A 15,324-nucleotide genomic window follows, 5' to 3' on the forward strand; every position below is an offset into this window, starting at 1 on the left:
AAAAGCCGCCCTGTTCTCCCGTCCTTGGTCAGGCGTCGCAGGCGCTTTTGGCGTGAGCGGTTGGAATTCGACAGTAAGTCTACCATCTAGACATCAGCAACGTTTCAGAGGCGGTCGCTCATGTCAGACAAACCGATCAAGATTCCCGGCCCCGATCATCCGATCACAGTCGAGAGAAATCCGGCGCGTGTCGTCGTCACCCTCGGTGGGCGCGTTATCGCCGACACCCGCGATGCGCTGACTTTGCGCGAGGCATCCTACCCGGCGGTGCAGTACATTCCGCGCAAGGATGCCGACATGTCGTTGCTGGCGCGCACGGATCATTCGTCCCACTGCCCATACAAGGGCGATGCTTCCTATTTCAGCATCCCATCCGGCGGAGAGCGGTCGAGGAACGCCGTCTGGACCTATGAAAGCCCGCATGCGGCGGTGGCCGCCATCAAAGATCGGTTGGCATTCTATCCGGACAGGGTGGATTCGATTGAAGAGACCCGGCCCTAAAGCGTGTCGCGATCTTTCAGATTCGCTCCTTGCGCTTTAAGTTCTTGATATTTCGCATGTCGTTGTCGCAAAATTCGGCGCACTTTTGCGCGACAGGCTTTGGCCGCGAGGTCACTCGCTCCGGACCCGGAACGTTTCGCGCACCGCCCTCAGGAATTCTGCCACTTTCGGCAGATCACCCAGCTGCTGATGGTAGAGATAGTAGAGGTGTGTGGCTGGTCCGGACCATTCGGCAAGGACCGGAACGAGCCGCCCGGTGGTGACACCATCGGCGGCGAGCGCGCCGCTCAGCATACCGATGCCGAGACCCTCGGCGATCAGGCGCTCTCCGATCGCCGGATCGTCGACGACGATCGAGGGTGGGCGCTCAAGCGTGAAATGCCGGTTGCCGTCGGAGAGCACCCAGTGGGCCAGTTCCCGCCGCATCCGGGTCCGGTGCGCCACCAGCGCGACATGCATCAGGTCCTCGGGTGACGAGAGCGATAACCCGTCGCAGTAGGCCGGCGCGGCGTAGAGCCGCTGTTCGATCGTTCCGATCTTTCGGTAGATCATCTCGCTGTCGACCGGCTCGCCCATTCTCAGCGCCACATCGACGCTTTCTCCGATCAGATCGACATTGTTGTGTGCCGTCTGCAGATCGACCTGAACCGCCGGGCAAAGCTCCGCATAGCGCTTCAGGATCGGCGGTAGGAAGGTGCGGGCAAAGGCGACGGATGTGGCGACCCGCAGTCGCCCGCGGGCGGCGCCATCGGCGGGCCGGAAACCCGCAATGCCGCGATCGATGAGCTCTACGGCCCCGCCGATCGACTCGAGCAGGTGCTTGCCCGCCTCGGTCAGGGAGACCCGGCGCGTGGAGCGCAGCAGCAGCGCGACGCCAAGCGCGGTTTCAAGCTCAGCCAAGCGCCGGCTAACCGTGCTTGGCGGAAGGTGCAGGCGAAGTGCTGCGGCTGAGAAACTCTCGGTGCGGGCGACCTCGAGGAAGATCCTGAGGTTATTGAGATCGGGAGACTGGGGGGATTTCATGCGTTTCCGGAACAATCACTTCCATGATCGCAGGATAATCGACGGAGAGTTGAATTGATAGCTTCGTCGCATCCAATCGAAGGAGCCGATCATGACCACTCGCAGACAAGCTTTGGGCCTTCTCGCCGCCACGGCCCTGTTGCCGCTCGCACCGCGGTTTGCCTTTTCCGCTGCGCCGTTCTCGACCGTCGCCAATGCCGGTTACTACCATTTCCGCTTCGGAAAGTTTGAGGTTACGGCGCTTTCGGACGGCACGCTGGCACTGCCCATGGCGAAGATCTATCAGAAAGAGCCCGAGGGCGAACTGCAGCGCAGGCTCGATGAGGCCTTCCTCGGCAAGGAGCCGCATTTGTCGATTAACGCCTATCTGGTAAACGACGGCAAGCGCCTATTGCTGATCGATGCGGGGTCCGGCGCCTTGCTCGGCGCCGCCGCCGGCAAGCTCATCCGCCATCTCACGGCCTCCGGCTACCGGCCCGACCAGGTTGACGCCGTTGTTTTGACCCACGTGCATGCCGATCACTCCGGCGGCCTTACCGTCGACGGCAAGCCCCAGTTTCCGAATGCCGAAATCCATCTCGCCGACCGCGAGTATCGTTACTGGATCGAGCGCGAGGGCGTGACGACGATGACGGAGGCGCAGAAGACCGACTTCCAGCGCGCCGAGGACGCTCTGGCTCCCTATATCGCCGCCGGAAAAGTAAAGCGTTTCGCCGACAATGCGGACGTGTTGCCGAACCTCGGATCGATCCTGCGAGCCGGGCATACGCCCGGACATTCCTCGATCGTGCTCCAAGCCGATGACGGCCAGCGTCTGGTCTTCTGGGGTGACGTGATCCATGGCGACCACGTCCAGTTCGACGCTCCCGACGTCTTCGTCAGCTTCGACGTCGATGGAACAGCGGCGGCCGCGACCCGTGCGGTGGCACTGGCAGATGCAGCCGATGGCCGCTACCTCGTTGCCGGCGCTCACCTGCCGTTCCCCGGTGTCGGCCACGTGGCCCGGGACGAGACGCTCTATCGCTTCATCCCCTGGAACTACGTCGAATAGCGAGCGTTTCGAAGCCGGATCACTTGTAGGCGTAGGCGTCGATGGTTTCGCTGCGCCCGCTCAGACGCACGCCATCGTGGCGCACCCACCTGTCTGATCCGGCTTCGTCGATCTTTCCTGCCGCGAAGGCTTCCGCCGAAACGACGATCGATGCGCCGAGGTGGCGGGATTCGGCCTGCAGCCGCTGGCCGACTCCAGCGCCCGACGATGATCGAGAGCGCCAGCATCAAGGCGGCGATCGCCAGCGAGAAGGCGAACCGCGCATTCGAGGCGAAGCGTTCGGCCTCACGCTCGGCATCGAACAGGACGCGGCCGTCCTGGCTCATCCAGCTATCCGGTTGTTCGATTTTCAGAAGCATGTAGATCTTCGTCCCTCACTCGCCGAGTGCCGGGCATCCTTCCATTCGGGTCTGCTCGAATCAAGCGCGCCGGACCGAGCTTCCGCGATTGGTGAGCCGGTGCCTTCACATTGTCGTGTGGAGCGGCGTCCCCTCCGGCTCTTGCCCGCCGGGCTGCGTCTGCTAGGCGGCTACCGGTGAGTTAGGAAATGACGTTGCGGACGAACCGCACGACTTCGCCACCGTCATTGATGTAGGCATAGGCCTGGGCGGAGCTATAGACCGCGAAGGTACCGCTGGCGTATCGCTTGCGCACGCCAGCGACCTCAAGCGTCAAGGTTCCTTCCGTTACGAACAGCATTTCGTGCCACCCTTGCGGGTCGGGCTCGGCGTCATAGCGCTCGCCTGGGGCGAGCGACCAGAGCCACATCTGGGCTTCGGACGTAGCAGGGGCAGAAGCGAGCAGCCGCGCTTCGCTCTCTGCCTGTTGGCCGCGCCAGGTCACAGCGTCGATGTTGTCGCGGGATTGGCGAGACGGGTCCCTGACGAGATCGACGAAGCCGACGTTCATGGCAGCCGCCAGCTTGTCGAGGCTGGAGAGGCTGATGTTGGCGTCGCCGCCTTCGACCGCGACGATCATGCGGCGGCTGATGCCGGAGGCTTTGGCGAGTGCCGTCTGGCTCAGTCCCGCCGCCACGCGGATGCGCCGGAGATTGTCCGCGACATGGGTCAGCACGTCGGATCGATCTTGACTGTGCAATATATTGCTCATATCGTTCTTCTATACGGATCGACCATCAACGGCCAGCCATTTCTGGTGCCTCCGACCGCGACGGAGGCCACGTGCGCAGCTGTGCCAACTGGAAGGGTTTCATGTCACAGCAAGCGACAATTCTCAACGTCGCCGACAGGTCCGGCTTACTCGCAGCCATAGCCCAACATTCGAAAGGTCACTGACATGAAAATCCGCGACTTCGGCGTCGAAATCTGGATGAATCGCTACGAGAACCATTGCGAATGGAATCTCGCCGAGACCTGCGTTGAATCGCTGACCGTGGCGGAATTGCTGGAAATGGCGGGCAAGACGGACACGATCCTTGCCGAACTACTGCCGCTGAAGCTGACCTATGGCGCCATCGAGGGTTCCGAACGGCTGCGCGGGCAGATCGCAAGCCTCTATGCGAAACAGGCGATCGAAAACGTCGTCACCACGCATGGTGCGATCGGCGCCAATGCACTGGTGCATGAGACGCTCGTCGAACCGGGAGACCGGGTGATTTCGGTGCTGCCGACCTACCAGCAGCACTATTCGATTCCGGAAAGTTATGGCGCCGATACGCAGATCCTGAAACTGACGGAGGAGACCAGTTTCCTGCCTGATCTCGAGCAGTTGCAGCGGCTCGCAATCCCCGGCACGAAGCTGATCGCCATCAACAATCCGAACAACCCGACCGGCGCGCTGATGGGTCGCGGCTACCTCGAAAAGATCGTCGGTATCGCGCGCGGCTGCGGCGCATGGATCCTCTGCGACGAGGTTTATCGTGGCACGGACCAAGAGGGCGACGGTTTGACGGCATCGATCGCAGACCTCTACGAAAAGGGCATCAGCACCGGCAGCATGTCGAAGACGTTTTCGCTCGCCGGCCTGCGGCTCGGCTGGATCGTCGCGCCGCCCGAACTGATCCACGCCGTTTCGATCCACCGCGATTACAACACGATCAGCATCGGCATGCTGGACGATCACTTCGCGGCAATGGCGCTGGAAAACCGCGACAAGATCTTGGCGCGCAGCCAGCGCATTACCCGCACCAACCTCGCGGTGCTGTCGGACTGGGTCGACAGTGAACCGCGGATCTCCTGGGTCAAGCCCAAGTCGGGCACCACGGCACTACTGAAATACGATCTGCCGATAACCTCCGAAGCATTCTGCCTCGGATTGTTGGAGCGCACCGGCGTGATGCTGACGCCTGGCAGCGCGATGGATATGGAGGGCTATCTCAGGATCGGCTACGCCAACAGCGAAAGTATTCTTCGCGAGGGTCTGCAGCGCCTGTCCGGGTTTCTTCACGAGCAACAGTCTGCCGCCGCGTAAGGAGCACGCGGGCTTGTCCTTCAGGGCTCGATATCGAGCTCCGGGTAGCGACGGAAGATACCGTTCTCGTTGAAAGCCAAGCGTCGCGGCGACGCGAGATAGGCCGCGATGTTCGGCCTGGCTTTCACCGAAGCGTGCAGCTTCAAAAGCTCGGAGTATTGCCGCTCGTAATGGCGCATCGCCTTCGGGAAGGCATAGCGAAGCCCTTCGGTCACCTGGAAGAGCGAGAGATCGATATAGGTGGCGACGTCGCCGGAGGCGTGGCCGCTGCCATCGGGGTTTTGTTCAAGCACCCGCTCGAAATAGCCGAGAAACTTCGGGATGCGGTTGGTGACGAATTCGAAAGCCCGGCCCTTCGCCTCCGCCTTCTGCTCCTCGTAGTATTTCGAGGTTGCGATCGGGTGGTGGGTGTCGTGCACCTCAGCAATGAAGTCGGTGACGGTGAGTTGCAGGCCGTTAACGAACCAGCGCAGTGCCTCCTCCTTGGGTGCGAGCCCGAGCCTCGGGCCGAGGTAAAAAAGGATGTTGGCCACATGCGAAATGATCTGGTCGCCATCCCTCAGGAACGGCGGCGCGAAGGGGATGTGTGCTTCGGTGGCGCTCTCCATCAGCTTGATCATCTCGCCGGTGCCGCGGCCCGGTTCGCGGGTGACGTCGATATAGTCGGCACCGGCATCCTCAAGCGCAAGACGCACGAATTCGCCGCGGCCCTGAATGCCGTCCCAGTAGTACAACTCATAGGTCATGGAAGCCCTCTGCCGATCTCGGATACCCGGTTGATATAGGCCATCGGCGGTTTAGGGCGAGGGCAAGGCAGCAATTGCAAGGCGCGCGCTGTCGAACAGGCCGCGACGCATGCTATGGCGGTGTGGAGAAGCAACGGGGGCTGGTGCCAGGGGAAAGCCTAGGTGAGCAAACCGAATTATCGCGACATTGCCGAACTTGCAGGCGTCGGAACCGCGACGGTCGAACGTGTTCTCAACGGACGTGGCGGCGTGCGCCCGGACCTGGTCGAGAAGGTGGTCGTTGCCGCGCGCACGCTGAATTATCCGCGCACGCTGCCCGACACCCATCGCGGTCTTTTGCGCATCGACGTGCTGATGGTCCGCCCCGAAACGACCTTCTATCGCCGGCTCTCCAAAGCTTTCGAAAGGATCGCGGAGACGCTCGATCCGCTTGTCGTGGTGCAACGCAGCTTCACCGAGGAGATGAAGCCGGACGAGATTGCCAGGCGGATTCTTGCGACCGAGATTCCGCGTGCTGGCCTGATCCTTGCCGTGCCCAATAGTCCGCTGATCAGCGCCGCGGTCGAGACGGTCGTTGCGCGCGGGGTGCCGGTGATCCATGTCGTCACCCGGGCGTCCGAGAAGCAGGGCGAATTCGTCGGCATCGACAACTACGCGGCCGGACGAACGGCAGCACTCTTCATCGCCCGCATGGCGCGCGAAATCGGCCCTGTCGTTGCCCTCTGCCACCCGATCTATCAGGTCCATCGCGATCGCCTCAGCGGCTTTTCGGACTATTTCCAGGAGCATCCGGGCGAGCGCCGGTTCGACTGGCTGGGCTTCACCCGCGACGAGGAGCACTACGGCGCCGAAGCGCTGCGATCGGCGCTCGAGATGTATCCGGATATGGCCGGGCTCTACAATGCCGGTGGCGCGAACGCCGCCTTGATCGATGTTCTTCGCCGGCATCCGCGCGGCAGGGAGATTTTCTTCGTCGGCCATGAGTTGACCGATTATACGCGCAAGGCGCTTAGCGACGGCATCATGGACGTCGTGCTCGACCAGGCGCCCGAGGCGCAGGCCCGCCGCGCCCTTGACCTTGTGCTGCGCCGGATCGGTCTTTCAGAGCTGGAACCGGACAAGGCGCCTATTCGGTTCATCACCGTCACGGCCGAGAGCATTTGATCTAATTTGATCAAACAAGCCTTCGCCGTTCAGAACGCCTCCTGCTAGATTTTTATCAAGAAGGAGAGCGCGGTCCGAGTGAACCGGAAGGCGCTCTCCTTCACCGGAATTTGTGCGGAACGCCCGCGATCCGCCGGGAGGAGAGCGTTATGGACGACTTGAAGTATGGAACGCGCAACAAGCGCGGCGACTGGGCGCCGAATGAGCCGATCGAAACGGCGCCGCTGTTTGCCTTTCCGCCCAAACTGCTGGCGCTCCTGAAGTGGCTGCCGCACTATTTCTTTCCGTGGAATGCGATCTTCGCCGCTTCGGCCGTCGCCTACTGGGCCTGGGCAATCCCGCCGACCGAGACGATGCAGACTTTGGGCATCGGCTGGATCGCATGGCTCTACGTGGTGAACGCGGTCTGCGTCTTCCTCTTCTATGGCGCCTTCGAACTGCACCTCTACGTGCTGAAACGGCAGGAAAACCGCTTCAAGTACAATGGCAAATTCCCGGCCGAGCAGAAGAGCAAGGCTTTCTGGTTCGAGAGCCAGAACCTCGACAACATCCTGCGCACCTTTCTCTCAGGCGTGACGATCTGGACCGCCGTCGAGGTCGCCATGCTCTGGGCCTATGCCAATGGCTATGCGCCTTGGCTGAGCTTCGCGGAAAATCCCTGGACGCTCGCTTTCGTCGCGCTCGTCGTGCCTGTGATCCACGAGTTCCACTTCTTCTGCATCCACCGGCTCATCCACACGCCGCTGCTCTACAAGTGGGTGCATTCGGTCCACCACAATTCGGTGAACCCGTCGCCATGGTCCTCGCTGTCGATGCATCCGGTCGAGCACCTGCTCTATTTCGGCACCGCCTTCTACCACCTGGTGCTGCCGTCGAACCCGATCCTGATGCTCTACCAACTTCACTATGCGGGCTTCGGCGCCATTCCCGGCCATGTCGGCTTCGACAAGGTCGAGGTCGGCGAAGAGACACTCGTCGATAGCCACGCCTATGCGCATTACCTGCACCACAAGTATTTCGAGGTGAATTATGGCGACGCCCTGATCCCGCTCGATCGCTGGTTCGGCACCTGGCACGACGGCTCCAAGGAAGGCGAGGCGCGGATGCAGGAACGCTACCGCAAGCGCAAGGAAAAACTCGCAGCCCGCAAGGCGCGCAACACGATCGGGGAGGCAGCAGAATGAGCAACGTGATCACCTGGGTACCAGCCTGCAAACTGGATGACATCGAGCAGGAAGGGGCGATCCGCTTCGACCACGCCGGCCGCACCTACGCGGTCTACCGCGGGCCGGATGACAGCGTCTATTGCACCGCCGGTCTCTGCACCCATGAGGCGATCCATCTCGCCGATGGGCTGGTCATGGACTTCGAAGTGGAATGTCCCAAGCATTCCGGCGCCTTCGACTACCGCACCGGCGAAGCCCTTAGGCTTCCCGCCTGCGAGAACCTGAAGACCTATCCCGCCGAAATCGTCGACGGCGAGGTTCGGGTGGCCCTCGGTTAGGGCCCGCGCTTACCGCGCGCTCGAACCACTCGAGCATTGATCGGGTCCGTGGGACCCCCGGAATGCGCTCGGGTGATCCGGCACCCATTGGGAGGAAATCATGAAATCCATGTACCTGGCGGCTGCTCTTGCCGCCTTGATGGGAAGTGCTGCCTCGGCGGAGACGATCGGTGTCTCAATGCAGAGCTTCGACAACAACTTCCAGACGCTGCTGCGTGAAGGCATCAGCGCCAGAGCATCGGAAACCGGAGGCGTCAATGTCCAGATTGAGGACGCCCAGACCGACATCTCCAAGCAGCTCAACCAGGTAAACAACTTCATCGCGTCGGGCGTCGACGCGATCATCACCACGCTCGCCGACACCTCCGCCGCTCCAGGGATAAGCGAGGCGGCAGAGAAGGCAGGCATCCCGCTCGTCTATCTCAACCTCCAGCCGGACAATGTCGCCCAGTTGCCGGTAAAGCAGGCCTATGTCGGAAGCCGGGAAACGGACTCCGGCAAGCTGGGCGCCGAGGCCGCCTGTTCGCTGCTCAAGGAAAAGGGCAAGGCCGGTAACGCGCAGGTCTATATCCTGATGGGCGATCTCGCCCACCAGGCCTCGCGGGACCGCACCTCGTCGTTCAAGGAGACGCTGGCTGCCGGCGGCTGCAAGGGCGCCACCATCGCCGACGAGCAGTCCGCCGCTTGGACGCGCACCAACGCGATGGACCTTACCACCAACTGGATCACGGCCGGGCGCCCGATCGACGTGGTTTTTGCCAACAACGACGAAATGGCGATCGGCGCCATACAGGCGCTCAAAGCCGCCGGCGTGTCGATGGACGACGTGATCGTCGTCGGCATCGATGCGACGCAGGATGGTCTCGCCGCTATGGCCGCGGGCGATCTCGATGCGACGGTGTTCCAGAATGCCAAGGGCCAGTCGGCGAGCGCGCTCAATGCTGCCGTCGCGCTGGCGCGCGGCAAGGCCGTCGAACGCGAAGTGATGGTTCCCTTCGAGCTCGTCACGCCCAAGAACATGGCCGACTACGCGACTCGCAATTGATCCTCCCGGCCGGCGCATTTCTCCTGCCTGCGCCGGCCACCTTTCCTGAGCGGGATGAGGAACAGTGCGTGCGGTTTTCCGCCCGCATCCCGCTCCAACTTATGATCTTTGGAGCAAGCCATGAATGGCATCGTCATCATCGGCGCCGGGGAATCCGGCACCCGCGCGGCCTTTGCGCTGCGTGAATCGGGCTTTACCGGCAGCGTCACGCTCACCGGCACGGAACCGCATCTGCCATATGAGCGCCCGCCGCTGTCGAAGCCGCTCAACGGCGCGGTGCAGATGAAGCCGATCTGTGGCGCCGAGGCGCTTCAGGCCGCCGGTATCGACTACCTCCAGGGCGTATCGGCCCTGAGCCTCGATCCGGATACCCGGTCTGTCGCTTTCAGCGACGGGCGGACGCTTACATACGACAAGCTGCTGCTTGCGACCGGCGCTCGCCCGAGGCGGCTGACATGCCCTGGGGCTGAGCGCGCGCTCGACTTTCGCACCTATGCGGATGCGGCGACAATCTTCTCCAGCGCCGACCCGGGAAAAAGTATCGCCATCATCGGTGGTGGTCTGATCGGCATGGAGCTCGCGGCCGTTCTGCGCGGCAAAGGCATAACCGTCAGCGTTATCGAGATGGCGGCTAAGCCGCTCGGACGCGCGGTTCCACCGCGCTTTGCCGCCAAGCTCCATGCGCGGCATCAGGATGAAGGCGTTGCGTTTCATCTCGGTCAGGGGATCGCCGCGATCACCGACGATGCCGTTCTCCTCGCCGATGGCAGCGCGGTGCCTGCCGATATCGTCGTCGTGGCGATCGGCGTTCTGCCGGATGTGGCGCTCGCCGAGGCGGCGGACCTTGCCACCGGAAACGGTGTCCTGACGGACAGTTTTCTTCGCACCAGTGACCCGAACATCTTTGCGGCCGGTGACTGCGCCGCGGTGGCGCAGCCGGGCGGCGGGTACATTCGCTTCGAGAGCTGGCGCAATGCGCGCAGCCAGGCGGAGACCGCGGCCCGCAACATGGTCGGCGGAAAGGAAGCTTTTGGCGCAATCCCCTGGTTCTGGACCGACCAGTACGATCTCGGTCTGCAGGTCGCGGGCCTGCCGCAGCCGGAGCATCAGAGCGTGATCCGCCAACTCGACGGCGGCGAGCTGGAGTTCTACCTGGACGATGGACGCCTCCTTGCCGCGGCGGGCCTCGGTTCCTGCAATAGCGTCGCCAGGGACATCAAGCTCGCCGAGATGCTGATTGCCGCCGGTATCAATCCCGACCCCGCAGCGCTTGCTGATCCCGGCGTGAACCTGAAGGCGCTTCTGAAGAGCTCGCGGGCGGCCTGATGCAGAAGTTGCTTGTCTTTCAGTCGCTCTGGGCGATGGAGCGCCGGCATGCGGACGGCTGCGAACGCAGTCTCGAGGAAAACATCGCTGTTATCGTCGAGGCCGGGTTCGACGGCATCAGCGCGCATTACACCAACCGTGATGACGTCGTCCGCCTCAACGAAGTGATCCGCGGCACCGGATTGAAGATCGAGGGCGTCTGTTTTCCCCGGAGCGTCGAGGACCTGCGCCTGACGCTGGAGCTGGCGAGCGAATTTCCTGTCAGCCACATCGATCTGCAGGCGGATGTCCGTCCGCGCCGGGTGGAAGATTGCCTGCCGCTTCTGGACGGATGGATGCGGCTCGCCGAAAGGGCGGGTGTCCCCGTCTATGTCGAAACCCATCGCCACCGGATCACTAGCGACCTCTTGTTCACGTTGGACCTGCTGGGCCGACGCCCCGATTTACCGCTGCTCGCCGATCTCTCGCACTATCTGGTCGGCCGCGAGTTCGCCTTTCCGGTCGAAGCGGAAAGCCACGCCCAGATCCGGCGCATCCTCCACAACGCCCAGGCCTTCCACGGACGCATCGGCTCATGCCAACAGATCCAGATCGAGATTTCCTTTCCGCAGCATCGCCCCTGGGTCGATCTCTTCCGCGAGTGGTGGGCCTACGGCTTTCGCTACTGGCGATCCCGTGCCGCCGACGATGCCGCGTTGGTCATGACCTGCGAGCTCGGCCCCAGACCCTATGCGATCACCGACAGGGACGGCCACGACACGACGGACCGGTGGGCGGAGGCGCTTTTGCTTCGGCAGGTGGTGCTGGATGTGTGGGCTGAGAGCGCAGACCCTTCGGGCAACCGAACGCATGGCGCGTGCGTGCCGGACCCCGTCATTTAACGAAGGAGGGCCGGAATGGCAGATTGTGCTCGAGGCCAAGCCAGGGCGGGTTTTCCGCATACATCTCTTCGATCAACTGCTTGATCAGCTCGATGTGGCGTGAATTGTCGCCGACGCGATGATTGAGGATGACAGGAGAGGTCGCGCGTTCCCCCTCGATCATGCGGTAGTGGACGTCTGACCGCACCTGACGCGCCGAGGAGGGGACGATGCAGAGGCCGGCTTCCGAGGCGACGAGGCCAAGGGCACTCTGGATCTCCCGCACTTCATGCACCTCGGCAGGGCGCACGTCGTGGGCATGAAGCAGGCTCAGCACGTGATCGGCATAGCTCGGCCTCGGTTCCTTCGGATAGACGATCAGCTTCTGGCCGGCGAGCGCATTCAAGGGCAAAGGCGACGTGTCCTCGGCAAGCGGCGTGCCCTGGGGTATCGCCACGGCGAGGCGTTCTTCGCGCATGAGAATGCCGACGACATTGGGATCGCTGTGGTGAAGCCGGCCGAAGCCGACGTCGATCCGGCCCTCTTTCAAGGCCGCGATCTGCTGCACCGACACCATCTCCAATAGCCGGATATCGAGTTCCGGCGCATTCTGCCTCAGCTTGCGCACAAGTGTCGGCAGCCCGCCATAGAGCGTGGAGGCGACGAAGCCGATGGACAGGACGCGGTTCTGGTTAAGCCCAACGCGGCGCGTGGCCTCAACCATCTGCCCGACTCTCCCCAAAATCTGCAGCGACTGCTCGTAGAACAACCGGCCCGCCTCCGTCAGCCGGACCGGACGGCTCGCGCGGATGATCAGCGGCACGCCCAGCTCTTCCTCCAGAAGCTGGATCTGCCGGCTCAAGGGCGGCTGGGCGATATGCAGCTGCTCGGCGGCGCGGGTGAAGTTGCGCTCACGGGCGACGGCGACGAAGTAGCGAAGCTGGCGCAGATCCATATTCAGGCCCTCATTTTCCTACCATTGCGGTATGTTGCAGTGCGGTAACCGCATGAATCTGCGAAATCTCTATCACACTATACCATGAAGGTATCATAGAGAACCTATTTGGTGTTGGACGCCACCCAGTACGCGGCGCACAGTCACGCCATGAACACGACCCTTGCACCCATCTCTCCGACTGCAGCCTTCGTCCCCGTCGTCGAACGGGTCGAAACGATACTGGTCGATCTGCCGACGATCCGGCCGCACAAGCTCTCAGTCGCGACCATGACCGGCCAAACGCTGATGCTGGTGAAGGTCCATTGCAGCGACGGCACCGTCGGGATCGGCGAAGGCACGACGATCGGCGGTCTCGCCTATGGTGGCGAGAGCCCCGAAAGCATGAAGCTGGCGATCGATACCTATTTCGCGCCTGTCATGATCGGCGAGGACGTGACCCGCGTGAAGGCGCTAATGGCGCGCATCGGCAAAGCGGTGAAGGAAAACCGTTTCGCCAAGAGCGCGGTCGAAACGGCGCTGCTCGACGCCCACGGCAAGCGTCTCGGCCTGTCGGTCGGCGAACTCCTGGGCGGAGCGCTGCGCAAGCGGCTGCCGGTCGCCTGGACGCTCGCTTCCGGTGACACCGCCATGGACATTGCCGAGGCCGAAAAGATGCTCGACCTTCGCCGCCACCGGATCTTCAAGCTGAAGATCGGCGCGAAGCCGTTGAAGGACGATATCGCCCATGTGGCGGCGATCAAGCAGGCGCTGGGCGACCGCGGTGCGGTGCGCGTCGACGTCAACATGGCCTGGAGCGAATTCGAGGCGTCCTACGGCATGGCGGCGCTCGCCGATGCCGGTTGCGAACTGGTCGAACAGCCCGTCGCGTCGACGGCAGCGCTCAACCGACTGGTCCGCCGCTTCCCGGTGGCGCTGATGGCGGACGAGTCCCTTACCGGGCCTGAATCGGCCTTCGAGATTGCCAAGACCAAGGGCGCAGACGTCTTTGCGGTCAAGATCGAGCAGAGCGGTGGGCTCTTCAACGCGCAGCGCGTGGCGGCGATCGCCGATGCCGCCGGCATCGAGCTCTATGGCGGCACGATGCTGGAAGGTGGCGTCGGCACGGTGGCGTCAGCCCATGTGTTTTCCACCTTCGCCAATCTGCAGTGGGGTACGGAACTTTTCGGGCCGCTGCTGCTGACCGAGGAAATTCTGGCGACGCCGCTCGACTACAGCGACTTCGAGTTGACGGTGCCGGATGGACCGGGGCTTGGGATCGAGCTCGACGAAGACCGCCTGAAGTTCTTTGCGCGCGAAGGGCTGCGCAAGACCATTAGTGTTGCGAAGTGAGGATCGGCTGATGCTGTTTCACGTCAGAATGGATGTTCGCATTCCCCATGACCTGCCCGCTGAAGAGGCGGCCCAGATTCTCGCGCGAGAGAAGGCCTATTCACAGGCGCTGCAGCAGAGCGGCAAGTGGCGACATATCTGGCGGATCGCCGGCCAGTACGCCAACTACAGCGTCTTTGACGTCACAGACAATGCCGAGCTGCACGAGATCCTCTCGGGTCTGCCGCTGTTCAAATTCATGGACATCGAGGTGACGCCGCTGCTTCGGCATCCGTCGTCGGTCCGGGAGGATGACACCTGAGATTTCGTTCGGCCGCCGCCGGGAGGTTGGCAGGCGGCACCCGCTTTCAAACTATCCAAGTGGAGGATTTATCATGAGCGTGAAGATTTTCGACAAGCCGGAGACGCAAGATTTCCTGAAGGTTCTGAGCGGCCTCGACAAGGACGGCGGCAGCCCGCGCGTCAAAGAGATCGTGCACCGGCTGATGTCGGACCTGTTCAAGGCGATCGACGATCTCGACATCACCCCGGACGAATACTGGACCGGCATTGCCTGGCTAAACGAAATCGGTGCTGCCGGCCAGGCCGGCCTGATCTCGCCCGGCCTCGGCCTCGACCACTTCCTCGACGAACGTCTCGACGCTATCGACGAGGAGCTCGGCATCAAGAATCCGACACCGCGCACCATCGAAGGGCCGCTTTATGTCGCCGGCGCACCGGCATCGGAAGGCTTCGCCCGTCTCGATGACGGCCGCGACACCAACGGTCACCCGCTGATCATGCACGGCACCGTCTATGATTCCGCCGGCCAACCGCTGAAAGGTGCGACGGTCGAAGTCTGGCACTGTGATACCCGCGGCTTCTATTCGCACTTCGACCCGACCGGGGTGCAGGCACCGTTCAATATGCGTCGCACGATCGTGACCGACGCCAAGGGCCGTTACAAGTTTCAGAGCATTGTGCCGCACGGCTACGGCGTGCCGCCGGGCAGCCCGACGGAGCAACTGCTTTCTGCGCTCGGTCGCCACGGCCAGCGCCCGGCGCATATTCACTTCTTCATCAGCGCCGACGGTCATCGCAAGCTGACGACCCAGATCAACATTGCCGGCGATCCGCTGGTCAACGACGACTTCGCCTATGCGACCCGCGACGGCCTGGTGCCCGATGTTACCGAGCGGACCGACGAGGCAAGCATCAAGGCGAACGGTCTCTCCGGCCCCTTCGCCGAGATCGAATTCGACATTCATCTCACCTCATTGGTGAATGGCGTCGACAACCAGATCAACGAGCAGCGCAGGCGCGCCGCCGCCTGATCATTGTTGCGGCGGCCGACTGAGCCGCCGCCCCCACACCGACATTGTTGCAATAGCCGAACCGAGCACGGATC

At 62.7% G+C, this 15,324-nt stretch carries 17 protein-coding genes; 13 read left to right on the plus strand and 4 right to left on the minus strand.

Going from position 1 to position 15,324, the window contains the following annotated elements:
* Positions 1-120 precede the first annotated feature (120 nt).
* Positions 121-501: a DUF427 domain-containing protein gene (locus AC3WWH_RS09135; protein ID WP_058322749.1), complete on the plus strand. Its 381-nt coding sequence runs from the start codon at positions 121-123 to the stop codon at positions 499-501.
* Between the two features lie 111 nt (positions 502-612).
* On the opposite strand, the gene AC3WWH_RS09140 is transcribed toward AC3WWH_RS09135, so the two are convergent.
* Positions 613-1,524, minus strand: a complete 912-nt coding sequence (locus AC3WWH_RS09140; RefSeq protein WP_058322750.1) for a LysR family transcriptional regulator — start codon at positions 1,522-1,524, stop codon at positions 613-615.
* Between the two features lie 91 nt (positions 1,525-1,615).
* Between AC3WWH_RS09140 and AC3WWH_RS09145 the strand changes: the two genes are divergently transcribed.
* Entirely contained in the window at positions 1,616-2,575 is a 960-nt protein-coding gene (locus tag AC3WWH_RS09145) for an MBL fold metallo-hydrolase (RefSeq protein ID WP_058322751.1), read from the plus strand.
* Positions 2,576-2,616: 41 nt separating this feature from the next.
* Complete coding sequence (locus AC3WWH_RS09150; RefSeq protein WP_492376920.1) at positions 2,617-3,114, plus strand: hypothetical protein; 498 nt, start codon at positions 2,617-2,619, stop codon at positions 3,112-3,114.
* Between the two features lies 1 nt (position 3,115).
* Here AC3WWH_RS09150 and AC3WWH_RS09155 read toward each other — a convergent pair whose 3' ends face one another.
* Entirely contained in the window at positions 3,116-3,685 is a 570-nt protein-coding gene (locus AC3WWH_RS09155; protein ID WP_492376921.1) for a helix-turn-helix domain-containing protein, read from the minus strand.
* Between the two features lie 186 nt (positions 3,686-3,871).
* Between AC3WWH_RS09155 and AC3WWH_RS09160 the strand changes: the two genes are divergently transcribed.
* Entirely contained in the window at positions 3,872-5,005 is a 1,134-nt protein-coding gene (locus tag AC3WWH_RS09160) for an aminotransferase (RefSeq protein ID WP_492376922.1), read from the plus strand.
* 20 nt (positions 5,006-5,025) lie between these two features.
* Here AC3WWH_RS09160 and AC3WWH_RS09165 read toward each other — a convergent pair whose 3' ends face one another.
* A complete protein-coding gene (locus AC3WWH_RS09165; protein ID WP_492376923.1) occupies positions 5,026-5,751 on the minus strand; it encodes a glutathione S-transferase in 726 nt (241 codons plus the stop codon).
* A 162-nt stretch (positions 5,752-5,913) separates the two neighbouring features.
* On the opposite strand from AC3WWH_RS09165, the gene AC3WWH_RS09170 reads away from it, so the two are divergent.
* The 6 genes from AC3WWH_RS09170 (at position 5,914) to AC3WWH_RS09195 (ending at position 11,671) form a co-directional block, all read left to right on the plus strand.
* Positions 5,914-6,915, plus strand: coding sequence for a LacI family DNA-binding transcriptional regulator (locus AC3WWH_RS09170; RefSeq protein WP_058322756.1), 1,002 nt, complete (start codon positions 5,914-5,916; stop codon positions 6,913-6,915).
* A 149-nt stretch (positions 6,916-7,064) separates the two neighbouring features.
* Complete coding sequence (locus AC3WWH_RS09175; RefSeq protein WP_058322757.1) at positions 7,065-8,099, plus strand: sterol desaturase family protein; 1,035 nt, start codon at positions 7,065-7,067, stop codon at positions 8,097-8,099.
* An 8-nt stretch (positions 8,100-8,107) separates the two neighbouring features.
* Positions 8,108-8,419, plus strand: a complete 312-nt coding sequence (locus AC3WWH_RS09180) for a MocE family 2Fe-2S type ferredoxin (RefSeq protein WP_058322965.1) — start codon at positions 8,108-8,110, stop codon at positions 8,417-8,419.
* Positions 8,420-8,519: 100 nt separating this feature from the next.
* Positions 8,520-9,464: a substrate-binding domain-containing protein gene (locus AC3WWH_RS09185; RefSeq protein ID WP_492376924.1), complete on the plus strand. Its 945-nt coding sequence runs from the start codon at positions 8,520-8,522 to the stop codon at positions 9,462-9,464.
* 120 nt (positions 9,465-9,584) lie between these two features.
* Positions 9,585-10,790 carry an NAD(P)/FAD-dependent oxidoreductase gene (locus AC3WWH_RS09190; RefSeq protein WP_492376925.1) on the plus strand — a complete coding sequence of 402 codons (1,206 nt, stop codon included), beginning with the start codon at positions 9,585-9,587 and terminating at the stop codon, positions 10,788-10,790.
* Positions 10,790-11,671, plus strand: a complete 882-nt coding sequence (locus tag AC3WWH_RS09195) for a sugar phosphate isomerase/epimerase family protein (RefSeq protein ID WP_156433120.1) — start codon at positions 10,790-10,792, stop codon at positions 11,669-11,671. The genes AC3WWH_RS09190 and AC3WWH_RS09195 overlap by 1 nt, the downstream gene beginning before the upstream one ends.
* Here AC3WWH_RS09195 and AC3WWH_RS09200 read toward each other — a convergent pair.
* Complete coding sequence (locus AC3WWH_RS09200) at positions 11,664-12,605, minus strand: LysR family transcriptional regulator (protein WP_058322761.1); 942 nt, start codon at positions 12,603-12,605, stop codon at positions 11,664-11,666. The two genes, AC3WWH_RS09195 and AC3WWH_RS09200, sit on opposite strands and share 8 nt — an antisense overlap.
* Before the next feature lie 150 nt (positions 12,606-12,755).
* On the opposite strand from AC3WWH_RS09200, the gene AC3WWH_RS09205 reads away from it, so the two are divergent.
* The 3 genes from AC3WWH_RS09205 to catA all read left to right on the plus strand — a co-directional run bounded on the left by AC3WWH_RS09205 (position 12,756) and on the right by catA (position 15,250).
* Complete coding sequence (locus tag AC3WWH_RS09205) at positions 12,756-13,937, plus strand: muconate/chloromuconate family cycloisomerase (RefSeq protein WP_058322762.1); 1,182 nt, start codon at positions 12,756-12,758, stop codon at positions 13,935-13,937.
* Between the two features lie 10 nt (positions 13,938-13,947).
* A complete protein-coding gene (gene catC / locus AC3WWH_RS09210) occupies positions 13,948-14,238 on the plus strand; it encodes a muconolactone Delta-isomerase (protein WP_057251968.1) in 291 nt (96 codons plus the stop codon).
* A 73-nt stretch (positions 14,239-14,311) separates the two neighbouring features.
* Positions 14,312-15,250, plus strand: coding sequence for a catechol 1,2-dioxygenase (gene catA, locus AC3WWH_RS09215; protein ID WP_058322763.1), 939 nt, complete (start codon positions 14,312-14,314; stop codon positions 15,248-15,250).
* The last annotated feature ends 74 nt before the right edge of the window (positions 15,251-15,324 follow it).

The sequence above is a fragment of the Ensifer sp. EB106-03-01-XG145 genome, assembly GCF_058792075.1.